Raw genomic sequence first — 18,854 nt, 5'->3', positions numbered from 1 at the left:
GTGTCTTGTACGAAGGGGAGTGTGCATCCTAACCGAATCGGCCGCCCATGGCGGGCGGCTGCGAAAGATTCGCGGAAGGTTGATCAGGTCACCGGCGCCGGGTTGAACAGCACCAGGGCATTGTGCAGTTTCCACTGCTCGGCCCAGGTCTTCCTGCCGCTGGCCACGTCGAGCAGCAGGTGGAACAATTCCCAGCCCACGCTTTCGATCGTCGCCTCGCCGGTGGCGATGCGGCCCGCGTTCACGTCCATCAGGTCGTGCCAGCGGCGCGCCAGGTCGTCGCGCGTGGCCACCTTGATTACCGGGCACTCGGCCAGGCCGTAGGGCGTGCCGCGGCCGGTGGTGAACACGTGCAGGTTCATGCCGGCCGCCAGTTGCAGCGTGCCGCAGATGAAGTCCGACGCCGGCGTGGCCGTGTACAGCAAGCCCTTCACGCCCTTGGCGGTCGCCTTCTCGCCCGGCGACAGCACGCCGGAGATCGGCACGCTGCCCGACTTGACGATCGACCCCATGGCCTTTTCCACGATGTTCGACAGGCCGCCCTTCTTGTTGCCCGGCGTGGTGTTGGCGCTGCGGTCCACGCCGCCGCGCTTCAGGTACTCGTCGTACCACGCCATCTCGCGGATCATTTCCTGCGCCACGTCTTCATTGACGGCGCGCGAGGTCAGCTGGTCGATTCCGTCGCGCACCTCCGTCACTTCCGAGAACATCACGGTGGCGCCGGCGCGCACCAGCAGGTCGGTGGCGAAGCCCACCGCCGGGTTGGCGGTCACGCCGGAGAACGCGTCGCTGCCGCCGCACTGCACGCCCACCACCAGGTCCGATGCCGGGCAGGTCACGCGCTGGCGCTTGTTGAGCACTTCGAGCTGCGCCTCGGCCGTCTGCATGATCGACTCGATCATCGACATGAAGCCGACGTGGCCGGCATCCTGAAGGCACACCACCGGCGGCTCGCTGGCCACACTCTGATCCTTGCGGCGGATCTGGATCGAATTGGCCGGGAACAGTCGGTTCGGCTGCAGCTTTTCGCAGCCCAGCGACACGACCATCGCCTGGCCGCCGAAGTTCGGGTTCTTGCTGATGTTATGGATCGTGCGGATCGGGATGTTGGCGCCGGGCGCATCGATCGCCACGCCGCAGCCATAGGTGTGCTCCAGGCCCACCACGTCGTCCACGTTCGGGTACTTCGGCAGCAGCTCGGCCTTGATGCGCTTGACCGCGTGCTCGACGACACCCGACACGCACTGCACGGTCGTGGTGATCGCCAGGATGTTGCGGGTCCCTACCGTGCCGTCTTCATTGCGATAGCCCTGGAACGTGAAGCCTTCCAGCGGTTCGAGCGGCGGCACCTTCACGGTGGCGATGGGCAGGTTGTCCAGCTCGCGCGCCGGCGGCATTTCCAGCAATTGCTCGGACACCCAGCTGCCTGCCGGGATGTCGCGCACGGCGCGGCCGATCGTCACGTTATAGCGGCGCACTGCCTCGCCCTGGGCGATATCGGCGAGGGCCACCTTGTGGCCTTGCGGCACGCCTTCGACCAGCGTGAGGCCATCGGGGAATACGGTACCCGCCGGCAGGCCGCCATCGTTGACGACGATCGCGACGTTGTCGTTGGCGTGCATGAGGATACGGCGCGGAGTGCTCGCTGTCATGGTTCCATCCTGAGGGGCCGGCAGCACCCGAGCAAGTTGTTGGTACGCAACAATCAGGCGTGCCGGCGAGTTGTCTGATGACTTCAGTATGACAGATGGCCGTTTTTTTGGCTAGTCCACATTGCTCATTTGGCCTGACCGGTTTAGAATGGCCTGACCAGATGCAAGAATGAAAAGTAATGTCGAGACGCCTGCCAGTCATCCACGAGCACCCCGAGCCACGGCTCTACCGCGTGGTGGCGGAGCGGATCGCACAGCTGATCCGCGAGGAAGGCATCGAGCCCGGCGCGCGCCTGCCGTCGGAGCGCGACCTGGCGGCCAAGCTGTCGGTCAGCCGCGCCTCGCTGCGCGAGGGCCTGATCGCGCTGGAGCTGGGGGGTGTGATCGAAGTGCGCGGCGGTTCCGGCGTGTACGTCTGCAGGACGCAACAAACCAGGGAGCAGGAAAGCGACGTGCCCGAGGCAGGGCCGGGGCCGTTCGAAGTGTTGTCGGCGCGCCGCCTGGTGGAGGCGGAAGTGGCGGCGATCGCCGCCCGCGTGGCAACCGACAATGCGATCGACGCGATCCTGCGGACGGTCGAAGTAATGGAAGCGCACCACGCGAACCGGACCACCGACGAGCTGGCCGATCGCAACTTCCACCTCGCGATCGCCCGCGCCACCGGCAACGGCGCACTGGTGGGGACGACGGCCTACCTGTGGGACCAGCTCGGCCGCCTGTGGCACAAGCTGCGCGAGCATTTCGAGACGGACGAGCTGCGTTTGCAGACCTTGAAGGACCACCGCCTCATCTTCGAGGCGATCGCGGCGCACGACCCCGCCGCGGCGCGGCGCGCGATGCGCTCGCACATCGAACGCGTGACGCGGACGTTCTCGCGCGGCCGCGGCAACAAGGAGGATTGAAGCGGCGAGCCGGAAGCCGGGCCCGGCGGCACGCGACGGCGGTGCGGGAACGAGCAGCAAGGCAAGTAGCAAGACAAACAGTAAGAAAAAAGCAGCAGGCGGCAAAGAACAAGCAGCAAAGACTAAGCAGCAAAGACTAAGCAGCAAAGACTAAGCAGCAAACACTAAGCAGCAAACACTAAGCAGCAAACACTAAGCAGCAAACACTAAGCAGCAAAGATAAGCAGCAAAGATAAGCAGCAAAAAATAGGCAGCAGCGAACAAGCGGCACCAGACAAAAAAGCAGCAGGTGCGCCCCGACAGGCGCGCCACAGGAGACAGGATGTACACGGAACCACCCGCCACAATCGCCGGCAGTGCGCCACGCGCGGCGCCGCCGCGCGCCTGATCTTCCATAACAAAGAGTTTATCCACCGCCTGCGACCCGGCCTCGGCCTTCCATCGCAGCGGCACGGAGCACGCGAGGTGCTCCATCAACGCCGCCTGCCCCGACACGCGGGCGGCGCGAACACCATCGGAAAAACCAGGAGACAAGCATGAACAACCGCGCAAGCAAGCAAACCCGCTTCCAGCCACGGCTGGCATTGACCTCGATCGCCCTGGCCGCCATGGCCGTGGCCAACGGGGCGGCCGCACAGGAAGCGGCGATGCAGCGCATCGAAGTGACGGGTTCCTCGATCAAGCGACTGGCCAATGAGGAAGCGCTGCCCGTCACCAGCATCAAGGCCGAGGAATTCACGCAGCGCGGCATGACCACGCTGGCCGACGTGATGATGGCCCTGCCGCAATCTGCATCGCTGGCCCCGTCGAACGCCGGCTCGGGCACCAACATCAACCTGCGCGGCCTGGGCGTGAACCGCACGCTGGTCTTGCTGAACGGCCGCCGCCTGGCCAATGAAGCGATTTCGGCTGGCTACGCCAACCTGGACGTGATCCCATTCTCCGCGCTGCAGCGCGTCGAGATCCTGCGCGACGGCGCGTCCTCGCTGTATGGTTCCGACGCGATCGGCGGCGTGGTCAACTTCATCACCAGGAAGGAATTCGAGGGCGTGCAGGTGACCGGCCAGTACGTGACGCCGGAACGCAAGGGCGGCGGCGACGAGCGCCGCGCCACGCTGACCTTCGGCAAGGGCAGCCTGAACCGCGACGGCTGGTCGGCCTATGCCACGGTGGACTTCCACGACCGTTCCCGCCTGGCCGCGAAGGACCGCGCGGAGTTCAGTTCCGACGAGCTGCTGGCCTCCCTGGGCCGCCCGCGCACGCTGGGCTCCGGCGGCTACGCCATGCCGGCCAACTTCACCACGGCGGCCAACAAGAACGCGCAGAACCCCTACGCGGCCACTTGCGCCGAACCGTATTCCACGATCGGCGCCAAGAACACCTGCACGCTGAACAGCAATGAATACGGCACCGCGCTGTATGAGAACGAGCAGATCAGCTTCTACGCCCGTGCGGCCAAGCAGATCAGCGAAGACCACACCTTTACCGTCGAATACACGCGCGGCCAGTCGTACATCATTTCGGCCCGCAATCCCACCCAGTCGGTGGCGGTGAACGGCAAGGCGGCGCTGCTGCCATCCACGTCGAAATGGTATCCGGGCAACAGCGGCGGCGTGCCCGCCGTGGCTGGGCTGAGCGGCGAGCCGCTGACCGTCACCTGGTCGGTCGCCGACTACGGCCTGGCAGCGCAGAAGGACAAGCAGGTCAACCAGCGCCTGGCCTTCGTCGACGAAGGCCGCTTTGGCGAATGGGATTACCGCGGCGGTCTCGTGATCGGCCTGTCCGACCGCGAAAACTTCTACCAGAACGGCTTCTTCCGCGGCCAGGGCATCATCGACGGCCTGGCCAGCGGCGCGCTGAACCCGTTCGGCCTGCAGGACCAGGCGGGCCGCGACTACCTGGCCTCGATTTCGGTCGACGGCATGAAGAACCGCGATTCGCGCACCACGTACAAGGGCCTCGACTTCTCGGCCAGCCGCTCGCTGTTCGCGATGGCCGGCGGCGATGCCGCGATCGCGCTGGGCGCCGACATCCACCGCGAAACCACGCGCGACGACAAGCTGGCGATCCAGAACGAGGTGCAATACCTGAACAGCACCGCATCGCACGGCGAGGGCGCGCGCAATGTGTACGCGCTGTACGCCGAGATGGACCTGCCGGTGACGAAGACCCTGAACGTCAACCTGGCCGTGCGCGACGACTATTTCAGCGACTTCGGCAACACGGTCAACCCGAAGGTGTCGTTCCGCTGGGAGCCCAGCAAGACGGTGATGTTCCGCGGTTCGGCCAACACGGGCTTCCGCGCGCCGACGCTGTTCGACGCCTACGGCTTCCGCCTGCCGGGCGCCACCGGCAAGACGTCGGCCCGCTGGGACGACCCGGTGCTGTGCCCTGGCGGCACGCCGGGCGTGACCGGCACCGGCACGGCACTGCCGGGCTATGTGTCGTCCGAAGTCTGCAACGTGCAGCTGCCCAAGCAGAACGGCTCGAACGCCAGCCTGAAGCCGGAAAAATCGAAGGGCTACACGCTGGGCGTGGTGGTGGAGCCGACCAAGTCGCTGACCATGTCGTTCGACTACTGGAACATCCGCATGAAGGACATGCTGGCCAACCTGCCGGAGCAGGTGTACTTCCTGGACCCGGCCAAGTACGCCTCGCTGTTCGTGCGCAACGCCGACGGTACGCTGGCCTACATCAACAACACGACGATGAACCTGGGCGGCCAGAAGGCGGCCGGTATCGATGTCTCGGCCACCTACCGCTTCCCGCGCAGTGCCTACGGCGACTTCAAGGTGGAGCTGGACGGCACCTACCTGACGCAGTTCGACAACCAGCTGTTCCCGGGCGAGGAATGGGTGAACAACGTGGGCCGCTTCGGCGCCGCCTCGAACGGCACCACGTCGAGCTTCCCGATCATTACCTACCGCTGGAAGCACGTGCTCAAGCTCTCCTGGGCGCAGGGAGACTGGACCGCGCAGGCCACGCAGAACTACAACTCGAAGTATGAAGACCAGAACCTGGTGGCGCAGCAGTACTGGCGCGACATCAACTCGTACAAGCCGTGGAACCTGACGGTGGGCTACAAGGGCTTCAAGAACACGCAGCTGACGTTCGGCATCACCAATGTGTTCGACTCGGCGCCGCCAGTCACGAACCACAGCGGTTACTCGTTCGGTTACCTGTCGAGCGCGGCCAGCCCGATCGGCCGCGCTTACAATCTGCGCGCCACCTACACCTTCTAAACGAAGTCCGGCCGCCCGCCATGTGCAGCATCGCTGCCATGGCCGGTGGCCGTTTTTTGCATGAAACGGAGGTCTTGCATGAAGCAACGTTTCCTGTCGGTCGCGGTCACGGCGGTGCTGTTCGCCGGCGTCGCCCAGGCCGCCGACAAGCCGGTCAGGTTCATCCTCGTCGGCGATTCGACGATGGCATCGAACAGCGGCTACGGTGACGCGTTCTGCGCCCGCGTGAACCGCGCGCACACCTGCATCAACCTGGCCAAGGGCGGCCGCAGCTCGTCGAGCTTTCGCGCCGAAGGGCGCTGGGACGAGGTGCAGGGCCTGCTGAAGGGCGGCGCGGCCTACCGCGCCACCTATGTGCTGATCCAGTTCGGCCACAACGACCAGCCGGGCAAGCCCGGCCGATCTACCGACCTGAAGACCGAATTCCCCGTCAACATGGCGCGCTATGTCGACGAAGTGAAAGCCCTGGACGGCGTGCCCGTGCTGGTCACGCCGCTGACGCGCCGCATCTTCAAGGATGGCGTGCTGGAAAACACGCTGGCGCCTTGGGCGGACGTGGTCCGCGCCACCGCCAGGGCGAGGCAGGTGCCCCTGCTGGACCTGAATGCCGACAGCCATGCCGCCGTGCAGGCGATGGGGGAAGCCGAGGCAGACACGTTCGCCGTGGCGCCAAAGCCCGCGGCAGTGCCGGCGCCGGCCAGCGGTGCGGCGGTCGAACCGCAAGGAGCGGCCAAGAGCGCCTTCGACTACACGCACCTCGGTGCCAAGGGAGCTAAATACTTCGCCGCAATGGTCGAGCGCGAGCTGAAGGCGGCCGTTCCCGCCGTGGCGGCAGAGTTCAAGCCGGAGGGCGAGTGATGCGCGCGGCGCTCCTCCTTGCAGCCGCGTCTTTTGCCGCCGCCGCCCAGGCGCAGGATACCGGCGCCATCGGCCGTCCGCAGCTCATGGAGGCGCAGGCGAAGCGCTATTCGATCGCCGAAGTGCTCAAGACCACCGGCCGCGCCGGTGCCGAGAAGACCGATCCGTGGAATCCGCTGGTCGATCCCCTCGCGCAGGGCATGGCATTCAAGGCCGACTACACGGTGGATGCGGCCGGCCGGGCCGACGGCGTGACCACTTTTGTCAGCGTGCAGCAAGCCGTCAACCGCGCCGTCATCGACGCGGCGGCGAAGCCGAAAGGTGGCCGGCAGTACATCCTCGTCAAGCCCGGTACCTACCGGGAGCTCGTGTACGTGCCGGCGTCGGCCCGGCCGATCACGCTGTACGGCGAGGGCGCCAGCGCGGGCGACACGGTGATCTCGGCCGGGCTCGACGCGGCCATTTCCATTGCCGATTACCTGAAGCAGTACGGGCGCCAGTTCGAGCGGCTCGACCCGTCCATCGTCGCCATGCATGCACAGATCGCGGCCCGTGCGCCCACGATTTCGACCAGCGGTTCGATGACGGTGTGGACGCGCAACCACGGCTTCCAGGCACGCAACCTGACGATCGAGAACGCGTACAACAAGGCCACCGGCAATGCTCGCGACGAGTGCGGCGAGCGGGTGTGCGGCACGCCCGACAAGCCCCAGCAGCGCGTGAGCCACCAGGCCGTGGCGCTGCTGGTGGAAGGCGCGGACAAGGCGCAGTTCGAGAACGTGCGGCTGATCGGCTTCCAGGATACGCTTTACCTGAAGTCGGCCGAAACCCGGGTGACCGCGCGCAGTTTCTTCCACAAGTCGTATATCGAGGGCGACGTCGATTTCATCTTCGGCGACACCACCGCCTATTTCTATCGCAGCGAAGTGCGCTCGCTGGGCGACCGCACCATGTCCTACGTGGGCGCGCCGAACACGAACTGGCGCACGAAGTACGGCTTCGTGTTCAATGAGGTGCGCTTCACCAATGACGGCTCGCCGAATGCACTGGCCGGCAAGTACTATCTGGCGCGGCAGTGGTTCCACAATTCGCGCTGCAGCCCCTACGCACCGGTGGCCGTGGAAGGCTACGCGTGCACCTTGGGCAGCGAGAGCGTCTACAAGGCGCCGAAGGGCACGATCACGCCCACGGTGCTGGAAACGGTCGGCAAGATGGTGGTCATGAACTCGCGCATCGGCAAGCACATCGACCGGAGCAAGCCGTGGTCGGACTGGAACGCGCCGGGCACGCTGGCCTACCGTCCGGCGCAGTTTTCGTCCGACGATTTCTATAAGAACCTGAAGAACGCGGGCTTCGACCCCGTCCACCAACTGGGCTACGGGAAGCAGCCCCTGCCAGCGGAGATCTACCTGGCGGAATTCCATAACGCTGACGAGTAGGAGACAGCATGAACTTTTTCAACCAGCAACGCGTCAATGAAGACCGGATCAACGACCGGCGGCGCGCCATGATGAAGGCGGTGTCGGCGTCCAGCCTGGCGCTGGCCGGCGGCACCCATCTGATGGCCAGTGCGGCGATCGGCGACGACCCTTGGGGCCGCGCCAAGGAAATCGTCGACCGGCTGAGCAGCAAACCGCGCTTCCGGGACCAGGATTTCCCCATCACCGACTTCGGCGCGGCGCAGTGCAAGCTGGTCAAGGTCAAGGCCTGGATCTCGCATGACGACCAGGCCACCATCGACACGCAGGCGCCGGGTTCGCACGATTGCTACCCGGCGATCAAGGCTGCCATCGAGGCATGCCACAAGGCCGGCGGCGGGCGCGTGGTGATCCCGGCCGGACACTGGTTCGTGGCCGGCCCGATCGTGCTGCTGTCGAACGTGCACGTGCACCTGAAGAAGGGCGCCAACGTGCTGTTTTCCACCAACCCCGTCGACTACGCCAAGTACGGCGAATTCGATTGCGGCAAGCACGGCAAGCTGGTGATCACGCGCTGGCAGGGCAACGACTGCCTGAACTTCGCCTCGCCCGTCTATGCCTACGGCGCCGACAATATCGCGTTGACGGGCGAGGACTGGACCAGCGTGCTGCACGGCCAGGGCGGTGTCCCCTTCAATGGCAAGGATGGCGACTGCTGGTGGACGTGGAAGGGCAAGAACCGCACGATCAACCCGGCCTCGCAGGCCAATACGCCGGGCTACGCGGAGGGCAAGCTGACGCAGCGCGTGCCGAACCCGATCAATCCGAAGTCGCTGAAGGACGTAGCGCCGCACCTCACTGAGGAAGAGCGCCTGCACATCCAGGGCGAAGGGGAGCGCTGGCGCGCGGACGAGCAATACCTGCCGGCGTTGTCCGAGGCGGGCGTGCCACTGGCGCAGCGCGTGTTCGGCCTGGGCCACATGCTGCGGCCGACGATGATCCACCTGATCGGCTGCACCAATGTGCTGCTCGAGGGCTATGAAGTGCGCGACACGCCGTTCTGGCAGCACCATCCGGTCCACTGCCGCAATATCGTGATCCGCAACGTGCACTGCAACAGCAAGGGCCCGAACAGCGACGGCTTCGATCCCGAATCGTGCGATATGGTGCTCATCGAAGGCTGCACGTTCGACACGGGCGACGACTGCATCGCCATCAAGGCCGGCAAGGACCTGGACACGCACTATGGCCCGTCGCAGAACATCGTGGTGCAAAAGTGCATCATGCAGAGTGGCCACGGCGCCGTCACGCTGGGCAGCGAGATGGCCGGCGGCATCCAGAACGTGTATGCGCAGGACCTGGTGTTCGAGAACATCCACTGGGCGACGGACCCGCTGAATACGGCGATCCGCCTGAAGACCAATATGAACCGGGGCGGCTACCTGAAGAACTTCTACGTGCGCAACGTGAAGATCCCGAACGGCGTGCAGACCAGCCCATCGTTCTATGCCTCGCTGCCGAACTCGCCGATCGAATCGAAGACCGTGGCCGTGGCCGCCGGCGCCGTCGTCACCTTCGACTGCGACTACACGCCGACCGCCGACACGGTGCGCACACGGCCGCCGGTGGTCGACAATGTGCAGATCTCGAACGTCACCGTCGGCAACGTCGAGGTGAAGAAGGGCGCGAAGAAGGGGCAGAAGGCTTCGTGCTACCAGGCGGTCGTCATCCTCGGGCCGGTGTCCAACAACTACAACGGCCCGCAGCCGATGCCCCAGGTCCCGCCCGTCACCAACGTGACGATCAGCGACTGCGACTTCGGCACCACCGTCAGCACCGAGCAGCCGTACTTCCTGTACAACGTGCGCGGGCTGAAGCTGAACCGCGTAAAGATCGGCGGCAAGGAGTACAACACCACGCTGTCGGCATAAAGGCAACCCCAACACCGGTGACAGGCACCGGCATTTTTGAAATGTTTCCAGAAACGGGGTGCCTGTCATCGGTCTTGAAGAAATGTTGCAAAAAACCGGGTGCCTGTCACCGGTTTTCGGGAAACATTTCCAAAAAAACGGAGCCTGTCACCGGTTTTCGGTGTGCACGCGGTTTCTGGCAGCATGGTAAGGTTCCGCCAACAAACCTTGCCATTGGAGTCAACATGGAACGCACCTACCAGGAAGCTGCGCCCACGCGCGCCGAGATCGATGCCTTGAGCGGCCCCGCGCTGCTGGAGTTCGGCACCAACTGGTGCGGCTACTGCCGCGCCGCCCAGCCGCTGCTGGCCGAGGCCTACGCGGACCATCCCGGCATCAGGCACTTCAAGGTCGAGGACGGGCCCGGCCGCTTGCTGGGTCGTTCCTTCCGTGTCAAACTCTGGCCGACCATGATCTTCCTGCAAGACGGGAAGGAAGTGGCGCGTGTGGTGCGCCCCGCAAGCGCGGGCGAGATTCGCGACGCGTTCGCCAAGATCGCCCAACCCGGCTGACGGCACCTTTATCGGTTTTCCCTTCACCCCGGAGTATGCATGTCCCAGCCTCACCCGGCCGGTCGAGTCAACTCGCCCGGCACCGTGCTGTTCGCCAGCCTGATCGGCACGACGATCGAATTCTTTGACTTTTATATCTACGCGACGGCGGCCGTTCTCGTCTTCCCGCACCTGTTCTTCCCCGCCGGCGACCCCACCGCCGCCACCCTGCAGTCGCTGGCCACGTTCGCCATCGCGTTCTTCGCGCGCCCCGTCGGCTCGGCCGTGTTCGGCCACTTCGGCGACCGCGTGGGCCGCAAGGCCACGCTGGTGGCCGCGCTGCTGACGATGGGCCTGTCGACGGTGGTGATCGGCCTGCTGCCGACCTATGCGCAGATCGGCGCCTGGGCGCCCGCGCTGCTGGCCCTGTGCCGCTTCGGCCAGGGCCTTGGCCTGGGCGGCGAGTGGGGCGGCGCGGTGCTGCTCGCCACCGAAAACGCGCCGCCGGGCAAGCGCGCCTGGTACGGCATGTTCCCGCAGCTGGGCGCGCCGATCGGCTTCTTCCTGTCGGGCGGCATCTTCCTGCTGCTCTCCGAAGTGCAGACCGATGAGCAATTCTTCGGCTGGGGCTGGCGCATTCCGTTCCTGGCCAGCGCGCTGCTGGTGCTGGTGGGCTTGTACGTGCGGCTGAAAATCACGGAAACGCCGGACTTCCAGAAAGTGCTCGACAAGGGCGAGCGCGTAAAGGTGCCGGTGAAGGCCGTGCTCACCGAGCACACCCGCGCGCTGGTACTGGGCACGCTGATGGCGATGGCCACCTTCGTGCTGTTCTACCTGATGACGGTGTTCGCGCTGAACTGGGGCGTTCAGGGGCTGGGCTTCTCGCGCCAGCGCATGCTGATCCTGCAACTGGTCGCCGTGGTGTTCTTCGGGTTGACGATCCCGATGGCCGCGCTGCTGGCCGACCGCCACGGCCGCCGCGGCACGCTGATCTGGGTATCGGCGGCGATCGCCGTGTTCGGCCTCGTGTTCGGCCCCCTGTTCGATTCGCAGAGCGCCGTGCAGGTGACGGTGTTCCTGGCCCTGGGACTGGGGCTGATGGGCATGACGTATGGCCCGCTGGGCACCATCCTCTCCGAACTGTTCCCGGCCGAGGTGCGCTACACGGGTGCTTCGCTGACGTTCAACCTGGCCGGCATCCTGGGCGCCTCGCTGGCCCCCTATGCCGCGACCAAGCTGGCCACCACGTATGGCTTGCAGTACGTCGGCTACTACCTGTCCATCGCGGCGGTACTCAGCCTCATCGCGCTGGTGCTGGCCAAACCACGCAACTGAGCTACCTCTTTCGGCATAGGAAGGGCGTGCCCCGTCTAGGGATGACTGGGCACGCCAGGTGCGTATGATGGACCCACCATCGCCAACGCACACCAGACCATGCTGATCCTGACCAACGGCCGCTTCCACACGGCCGACAAATCGAACCCCGTCGCTACGGCAGTCGCCATCGCCGACGGCAAATTCCTCGCCGTGGGCGACACCGAACAGGTGATGCGCCATGCCACGGCCGACGCGCAGGTGGTCGACCTGAACGGCCGCACCGTGATCCCCGGCCTGAACGACTCGCACCTGCACCTGATTCGCGGCGGCCTCAATTACAACCTCGAGCTGCGCTGGGAAGGCGTGCCTTCGCTGGCCGACGCGCTGCGCATGCTGAAGGAACAGGCGCTGCGCACCCCGAGCCCGCAATGGGTGCGCGTGGTGGGCGGCTGGAACGAATTCCAGTTCGCCGAGAAGCGCATGCCCACGCTGGACGAGATCAACGCCGCCGCTCCGGACACGCCCGTGTTCGTGCTGCACCTGTACGACCGGGCGCTGCTGAACCGTGCCGCGCTGCGTGCCGTCGGTTACGACAAGAACACGCCCGCGCCGCCGGGCGGAGAGATCGTCCGCGATGCGCAGGGCAATCCCACCGGCATGCTGATTGCCCGCCCGAACGCGATGATCCTGTATGCCACCCTGGCCAAGGGCCCGACGCTGCCGCTGGAGCACCAGGTCAACTCCACCCGCCAGTTCATGCGCGAGCTGAACCGCCTGGGCCTGACGAGCGCCATCGACGCCGGCGGCGGCTTCCAGAACTACCCGGACGACTACGCAGTGGTCCAACAGCTGGCCGCGCAGGACCAGCTGACGATCCGCATCGCCTACAACCTGTTCACCCAGAACAAGGGCCAGGAACTGCAGGACTTCAGGAAGTGGACCGAAGTGGTCAAGCCCGGGGACGGCAACGACTGGTACCGCCACAACGGCGCCGGCGAAATGCTGGTGTTCTCGGCGGCCGACTTCGAGGACTTCCTGGAGCCGCGCCCGGACCTGCCGCCGGAGATGGAGGCGCAACTGGAACAGGTGGTGCGCCACCTGGTGGAGCAGCGCTGGCCGTTCCGCCTGCACGCCACCTACGACGAATCGATCTCGCGCATGCTCGACGTATTCGAGAAGGTGAACCGCGACATCCCGTTCGACGGCCTGCACTGGCTGTTCGACCACGCCGAGACGATCAGCCCGCGCAATATCGAGCGCGTGAAGGCGCTGGGCGGCGGCATCGCGATCCAGCACCGCATGGCATTCCAGGGCGAGTACTTCGTGGACCGCTACGGTGCCGAGGCGGCCAAGCACACGCCGCCGATCAAGCGCATGCTGGAAAACGGCGTGCCCGTGGGCGCCGGCACCGACGCCACGCGCGTGGCCAGCTACAACCCTTGGACGGCCCTGTACTGGCTCGTTTCCGGCCGCACCGTCGGCGGCCTGCGCCTGTACGACGCCGGCGCGAAGCTGGACCGCGAAACGGCCATCGAACTGTGGACCGCCGGCAGCGCGTGGTTCTCCAACGAGCAGGGCAAGAAGGGCCGCATCAGGGAAGGCATGCTGGCCGACCTGGCCGTGCTGTCGGCAGACTTCTTCAGGGTCGACGAGGAAGCGATCAAGGCGATCGAATCGGTGCTGACGGTCGTCGGCGGCAGGATCGTCTTCGCGCAGGCCGAGTTCGACAAGCTCGGCCCGCCGCCACTGCCCGTGCTGCCCGACTGGTCGCCCGTCAACAAGGTGCCGGGCCATTACCGCGCCACCGCTCCAGCCGCGCAGAAGAAGGCACTGCCGCACCAGTGTGCCGGCGCCTGCGTGGTGCACAAGCATGCGCACGACGTGGCCCGCAAGTCCGACGTGCCGGTCTCGGACTATGCCGGCTTCTGGGGCGCGTTCGGCTGCAGCTGCTTCGCTTTCTGACGAGGAGGGGCGATGAACTACGTGAAGATCCTGGCCGGGCTGGTACTGTCCTTCGTCGTCGGCCTGGCCTGTCGCAAGTTCGGCATTCCGGCCGCGTCGCCGCCCGTGCTGTCCGGCGCGCTGCTGGTGTTCATGATGAGCAGCGGCTACTGGCTGGTCGACCGTTATGTCGCCCGACGTGCCGCCGAGAACAAGCGCCATTGCGGCGGCCATGCACTCGATGCCGCGCCGGGGCAGGCGGGAGGACGACAGTGAGCGCCCTCGTTGCCGGCGCCGTGCTGGGTCTCGTGATCGGCGCCGTATGCCGCGCCTGCGACATTCCTTCGCCGGCGCCGCCCACGCCGATCGGCGCGCTGCTCGTGGTGGCGATGACGGGCGGTTACGTGGTCGGCGGTCTCGTTTGATCCCTTCCTGAGGCAAGCCCGCGGCCGCGCGGGCTTTATCCTTTCTATGCCGGTGCCTGCACCAGCTGCGCCAGTACGCGGTCGCGGTTGTTCAACATGAAGGTGCGGAACGTGGGTTCCTTCACGGCCAGCCTTACCAGGCCGGGCAGCAGCTCATAGCAGCAGCCGATCACCGTGTCCATCGCCTGCTGCTTCTGCAGTGCCGCCACCGTCCATTCCCCCGGCTTGCCATCGAGCTTTTGCAGGATCTGCGCGCGGTGCTCGCCGATCACTCGCAGGATTGGGGACATCAAATCGGGTTGCATCAGGTCGACCATGTTTCCTCCTGTGGTGTGAAAAATCCACAGTCTGCTCCCATGCGCCGCCGATATTGCTGAGGTGACGCAACAATTGCCCATGGGAATTGCGTTTGCGCAATTTCCACAACGCGCTGCCCGCCTAAAGTCGCACCTACAACAGACGACAAGCGGGGAAACCATGAGAAGCCAGGGTACCGTGGCATTGCTGCTGATTTCGGCGGGATGCCTGATTTACGCGGCCACGCACCAGCCGCGCGCCGCGTCACCGATGCAATCGAACGAGCGCGGCACCGAGGCGCCCGCGCGGCTGGCGTACGGTGTCGGCCCGGCCGAACCGCGCTTCGCCGCCGACATGCTGGATGCGCGGGTCGAGCGCATGCTGGACAGGGCCGTCCATAGGCAGCCCGCGCACCAGGGAACGAGCCGTTTCGTGTGCAAACTGCCCGCCGACGTGGGGCCGGTACCCATGCTCGAATTGGTCGATGCCTACCTGCGCGGCTTGCCGGACAGCCGCCGCGATTCCATCCTGCTGGGTGGCCTGCACGAGGCCGCCCGCCAGGGCAACTGGCTGGCAAAGGTGCAGGTATTGCTGTCGCAGGGCGGCCGGCATGCGGCGGACGATACCTCCGCCTTCCGCCGGATCACGCTGAAGGAATGGATGCAGGAGCAACGCATCGGTGCCGTGTATGCGGCCGCCGGCAACGCGCCGCCCGCCGCCCGCGCGCGCCGCGCCAGGCCGTCCGGCGCGCTGACGAGCCTCGACATCTACGCCGCCATGCACCACAACTACCCGTCGCAGTACAAGGTGGGGCGCGAACTGCTGCGCAGCGGCGACGCGCAGCAGGCCGCCGTGGGGCGGCGCATGCTCGATTGCGCGGCGCGGGCGCTGCCGGTGTACCGGCAGATGCATCGGGACCGGGCGCTGGCGGCGCGGTAGGGATTCAACTGGACAGGCTAACCGCGAACGCCAGAATGAAAAAAGCCGCCAGTCTCGCAACTGGCGGCCTTTTCCGCATCTGGTGGTGATAGGTGGACTTGAACCACCGACCCCAGCATTATGAATGCTATGCTCTAACCAACTGAGCTATATCACCGAAAACTCTACATCAACTTCGCTAACAAAAAGACCTGATCCGTGTTCGATCAGGCCATTTTGATGAATCCTGGTGGTGATAGGTGGACTTGAACCACCGACCCTAGCATTATGAATGCTATGCTCTAACCAACTGAGCTATATCACCGCAACGGCAAGCATTATCGCGGCTCCCACGCGCCGTGTCAAGGACGGTACCGATTTTCGGCGTCCATGAACAATCCGTCAATATAGCGCACTTTTGCAGCGGGCCGCGCAAATTCGTCAAGCCGCAGGAAAGGCGCACGCTACCGGATCGGCAGCCGTGCGAGGAGCTGCGCCGTGGCATCCGGCGCCAGGCAATCGATCACGATCCGCTCCGGCATTGCCCGCAGCCACGTCAGCTGGCGCTTGGCGAGCTGGCGCGTGGCGATGATGCCGCTCTCGCGCATGTCCTTGTAGCCGATGTGTCCGTCGAGGTATTCCCATACCTGGCGGTAGCCCACGCAACGCATCGACGCCAGGCCGGGGTGCAGGTCGCCGCGCCGGCGCAGCACTTCCACCTCGTCGATCAGCGCGTCGTTTTCCAGCATCAGGTCGAAACGGCGGGCGATGCGTTCGTGCAGCACGGCGCGATCCGATGGTTCGAGCGCGAGCGGCATCAGGTCGAACGGCAGCGGTTCCGGCTCGCGCTGCGCGAGCAGGGCGGACATCGGCTTGCCGGACAGGCGGATGATTTCCAGCGCGCGCTGGATGCGCTGCGCATCGTTCGGTTTCAGGCGGGCGGCCGTTTCCGGGTCGAGCGTGGCCAGCCGGGCGTGCAGCGCCGGCCAGCCCAACCGGGCTGCTTCGTCTTCCAGCTCGGCGCGGATGGCGGGGTCGGCGCCGGGCAGGTCGTCCAGGCCGTCGGCCAGGCCCTTGAAGTACAGCATGGTGCCGCCCACGAGCAGGGGCAGCTTGCCCCGCGCCAGGATCTCGTCGACGAGGCGCAGCGTGTCGGTGCGGAACTGGGCGACCGAATAGGCATCGAGCGGGTCGATGATGTCGATCAGGTGGTGCGGCACGGCGGCCCGCTCCTCGCGCGTGGGCTTGGCAGTGCCGATGTCCATGCCGCGATACACGAGCGCCGAGTCGACGGAAATGATCTCGGACGGGATGCGCTCGGCGATGGCCAGCGCGGCGGCCGTCTTGCCCGACGCGGTCGGGCCCATGATGGCGACCGCGAGCGGGCGCTTGGTTTGCTGGTTCATACGGCTTACTGCCCGCGCAGGAACAGTTTATCGAGGGCGGAGATTTCGACCTGCACCCAGGTGGGGCGGCCATGGTTGCACTGGTCGGCACGCTCGGTGCTTTCCATCTGGCGCAGCAGCGCATTCATTTCCGGCGTGGAGAGGATACGGTTGGCGCGCACGGCCGTGTGGCAGGCGAGGGTGCCGAGCAATTCGTTGCGGCGCTCGATCAGCACGCGCGAGCCGCCGAATTCGCGCACGTCGCGCAGCACGTCGCGCGCCAGGGTTTGCGCATCGGCGTTCTTCAGCAGGCTCGGCACGGCACGCACGGCCAGCGTGGTCGGCGACAGCACGGCGATGTCGAAGCCCAGCGTCTTCAGGGTGTCGCCATGTTCCTGCACCGTGCCCACCTCGACCGGGTCGGCATAGAACGTGACCGGGATCAGTAGCGATTGCACCTGCATGTCGGTGCCGGCGATCTGCGCATCGAGCGCGTTCTTCAGCTGTTCATACAGGATGCGCTCGTGCGCGGCGTGCATGTCCACCAGCACCAGGCCCTTGCTGTTCTGGGCCAGGATGTAGATGCCGTGCAGCTGGGCCAGCGCGAAGCCCAGCGGGAATTCCTCGTGCGCCAGCGCGGCGGCCGAGGCGGTGTAGGTGCTCGGCTGCGGGATCGCGTAGGGCGCGGCCTGCTCGGCCGCGCGCGGCGGCTCGGATTCCGCGAACAGTGCCCCATAGCGCTCCGTGCTCTGCACCACGCCGCCGCTGTCGCGCGATCCAGGAGGGGAAGCCCAGGGAGACGGCGAGAACGTGGGCGTGTAGGCCGGGTTCATCATCGCGCCGAACGATGTTTGCTGCTGCGGGCGCCACGCATGGCCGCTCAGCGGCGCGTCGCCGTTCAGGGTATTGGCGGCGGGGAGCGGCGCCGGCACGTTGCCGTGGGCCGTGGCCGACGTTTGCGCCAGCGCGCGCTGCACCGCGTGGAACACGAACTGGTGCACGGCGCGGCTGTCGCGGAAGCGCACTTCGATCTTCGACGGGTGCACGTTCACGTCCACCAGCGCCGGGTCCAGCTCCAGCGCCAGCACATAGGAGGGGAAGCGGTCGCCGTGCAGCACGTCCTCGTAGGCCGCGCGCACGGCGTGCACCAGCAGCTTGTCGCGCACGAAGCGGCCGTTCACGTAGAAGTACTGGCAGTCGGCGCGTGCCTTCGAGGCGGTGGGCAGGCCGGCGAAGCCGGAGAGGCGCAGCACGCCCGAGGCTTCGTCGATGGCCAGGCGCGCCTCGGCGAACGCTTCGCCCAGGATCTGTGCGCTGCGCTTGGCCATGTCGCTGGCCATCCAGTGGTCGACGGTGCGGCCGTTGTGCGTAAGCGTGAACGCCACGTCCGGCCGCGCCAGCGCGATGCGGCGCACCACCTCGGCGCAGTGGCCGAACTCGGTCTGCTCGGACTTGAGGAATTTGCGGCGCGCGGGCGTGTTGTAGTACAGGTCCTGCACGTTGACGGTGGTGCCCGGCGCGCCGGACGACGGCTGCACCGTGCCGAGGTGCGAGCCTTCCAGTTCCCAGGCATGGGCGCCGTCCGCCGTGCGCGAGGTCAGCGTGACGACGGCAACCGAGGCGATCGACGCCAGCGCCTCGCCGCGAAAGCCGAGCGTGTTCACGTTCTCCAGGTCGTCCAGCGAGGCGATCTTCGAGGTGGCGTGGCGGGCCAGCGCCAGCGGCATCTGGTCCGGCGGGATGCCCTTGCCGTTGTCGGTGATGCAAATACGCTTGACGCCGCCTTCCTCGAGCCGGATCGTGACCTGGGTGGCGCCGGCGTCCAGCGCATTCTCCAGCAATTCCTTGACGACGGCGGACGGCCGTTCGACCACCTCGCCGGCGGCGATCTGCGAGATGAGCTGGTCGGGAAGGGCCCGGATCGGGCGCGCAGGCATCGGGGCGTGAATCGGGGCGTTCATGGTGGCCGAATTATACCCCGGCCGCCCGACGCGCCGTTTCGATCATCAGCAGCCCGAGGATGGCCGCGTGCAAGCCG

Annotated in this window: 16 protein-coding genes and 2 tRNA genes; 11 read left to right on the top strand and 7 right to left on the bottom strand. The window is 66.2% G+C overall.

Annotation, left to right across the window (positions count from 1 at the left end):
• Positions 1-83: 83 nt before the first annotated feature.
• Positions 84-1,652: a galactarate dehydratase gene (gene garD, locus V6Z91_RS03665; RefSeq protein ID WP_338766792.1), complete on the bottom strand. Its 1,569-nt coding sequence runs from the start codon at positions 1,650-1,652 to the stop codon at positions 84-86.
• A gap of 179 nt (positions 1,653-1,831) precedes the next feature.
• Between garD and V6Z91_RS03660 the strand changes: the two genes are divergently transcribed.
• Positions 1,832-2,554, top strand: a complete 723-nt coding sequence (locus tag V6Z91_RS03660; protein WP_338766789.1) for an FCD domain-containing protein — start codon at positions 1,832-1,834, stop codon at positions 2,552-2,554.
• A 192-nt stretch (positions 2,555-2,746) separates the two neighbouring features.
• On the opposite strand, the gene V6Z91_RS03655 is transcribed toward V6Z91_RS03660, so the two are convergent.
• Positions 2,747-3,028, bottom strand: coding sequence for a hypothetical protein (locus V6Z91_RS03655; RefSeq protein WP_338766786.1), 282 nt, complete (start codon positions 3,026-3,028; stop codon positions 2,747-2,749).
• A 62-nt stretch (positions 3,029-3,090) separates the two neighbouring features.
• Between V6Z91_RS03655 and V6Z91_RS03650 the strand changes: the two genes are divergently transcribed.
• From V6Z91_RS03650 to V6Z91_RS03610, 9 genes are all read left to right on the top strand, one after another.
• Positions 3,091-5,796 (top strand): TonB-dependent receptor, encoded by a 2,706-nt coding sequence (locus V6Z91_RS03650; protein ID WP_338766783.1) that lies wholly within the window; start codon positions 3,091-3,093, stop codon positions 5,794-5,796.
• 78 nt (positions 5,797-5,874) lie between these two features.
• Positions 5,875-6,654: a rhamnogalacturonan acetylesterase gene (locus V6Z91_RS03645; RefSeq protein ID WP_338766780.1), complete on the top strand. Its 780-nt coding sequence runs from the start codon at positions 5,875-5,877 to the stop codon at positions 6,652-6,654.
• Positions 6,654-8,093 carry a pectinesterase family protein gene (locus V6Z91_RS03640; RefSeq protein WP_338766777.1) on the top strand — a complete coding sequence of 480 codons (1,440 nt, stop codon included), beginning with the start codon at positions 6,654-6,656 and terminating at the stop codon, positions 8,091-8,093. Before V6Z91_RS03645 ends, V6Z91_RS03640 begins: the two co-directional genes overlap by 1 nt.
• Before the next feature lie 8 nt (positions 8,094-8,101).
• Positions 8,102-10,003, top strand: coding sequence for a glycoside hydrolase family 28 protein (locus V6Z91_RS03635; RefSeq protein ID WP_338766774.1), 1,902 nt, complete (start codon positions 8,102-8,104; stop codon positions 10,001-10,003).
• Positions 10,004-10,227: 224 nt separating this feature from the next.
• On the top strand, positions 10,228-10,554 hold the full coding sequence (locus V6Z91_RS03630; protein WP_338766771.1) for a thioredoxin family protein: 327 nt from the start codon (positions 10,228-10,230) through the stop codon (positions 10,552-10,554).
• A 39-nt stretch (positions 10,555-10,593) separates the two neighbouring features.
• Positions 10,594-11,868 (top strand): MFS transporter, encoded by a 1,275-nt coding sequence (locus tag V6Z91_RS03625; protein WP_338766768.1) that lies wholly within the window; start codon positions 10,594-10,596, stop codon positions 11,866-11,868.
• A gap of 99 nt (positions 11,869-11,967) precedes the next feature.
• A complete protein-coding gene (locus V6Z91_RS03620) occupies positions 11,968-13,812 on the top strand; it encodes an amidohydrolase (protein WP_338766766.1) in 1,845 nt (614 codons plus the stop codon).
• Positions 13,813-13,824: 12 nt separating this feature from the next.
• On the top strand, positions 13,825-14,067 hold the full coding sequence (locus V6Z91_RS03615) for a DUF1427 family protein (protein ID WP_338766765.1): 243 nt from the start codon (positions 13,825-13,827) through the stop codon (positions 14,065-14,067).
• Positions 14,064-14,216, top strand: a complete 153-nt coding sequence (locus V6Z91_RS03610; protein WP_338766763.1) for a XapX domain-containing protein — start codon at positions 14,064-14,066, stop codon at positions 14,214-14,216. Before V6Z91_RS03615 ends, V6Z91_RS03610 begins: the two co-directional genes overlap by 4 nt.
• A 44-nt stretch (positions 14,217-14,260) precedes the next feature.
• On the opposite strand, the gene V6Z91_RS03605 is transcribed toward V6Z91_RS03610, so the two are convergent.
• A complete protein-coding gene (locus tag V6Z91_RS03605) occupies positions 14,261-14,533 on the bottom strand; it encodes a hypothetical protein (protein WP_338766761.1) in 273 nt (90 codons plus the stop codon).
• Positions 14,534-14,693: 160 nt separating this feature from the next.
• Between V6Z91_RS03605 and V6Z91_RS03600 the strand changes: the two genes are divergently transcribed.
• Positions 14,694-15,452, top strand: coding sequence for a hypothetical protein (locus tag V6Z91_RS03600; RefSeq protein ID WP_338766758.1), 759 nt, complete (start codon positions 14,694-14,696; stop codon positions 15,450-15,452).
• Between the two features lie 80 nt (positions 15,453-15,532).
• Here the strand turns inward: V6Z91_RS03600 and V6Z91_RS03595 are convergent.
• The 4 genes from V6Z91_RS03595 to mutL form a co-directional block, all read right to left on the bottom strand.
• A tRNA-Met gene (locus tag V6Z91_RS03595) sits at positions 15,533-15,609 on the bottom strand.
• Between the two features lie 70 nt (positions 15,610-15,679).
• Positions 15,680-15,756: transfer RNA gene (locus tag V6Z91_RS03590), tRNA-Met, on the bottom strand.
• Positions 15,757-15,895: 139 nt separating this feature from the next.
• A complete protein-coding gene (gene miaA / locus V6Z91_RS03585; RefSeq protein WP_338766757.1) occupies positions 15,896-16,837 on the bottom strand; it encodes a tRNA (adenosine(37)-N6)-dimethylallyltransferase MiaA in 942 nt (313 codons plus the stop codon).
• 5 nt (positions 16,838-16,842) lie between these two features.
• Positions 16,843-18,777 (bottom strand): DNA mismatch repair endonuclease MutL, encoded by a 1,935-nt coding sequence (mutL, locus tag V6Z91_RS03580; protein ID WP_338766755.1) that lies wholly within the window; start codon positions 18,775-18,777, stop codon positions 16,843-16,845.
• Positions 18,778-18,854: the final 77 nt, after the last annotated feature.

The sequence above is a fragment of the Massilia sp. METH4 genome, from assembly GCF_037094685.1.
Classification (GTDB): Bacteria; Pseudomonadota; Gammaproteobacteria; order Burkholderiales; family Burkholderiaceae_D; genus Rugamonas.
The sequence above is the reverse complement of the archived record's forward strand: the minus strand, read 5'-3'. Positions and strand labels throughout refer to the sequence as shown.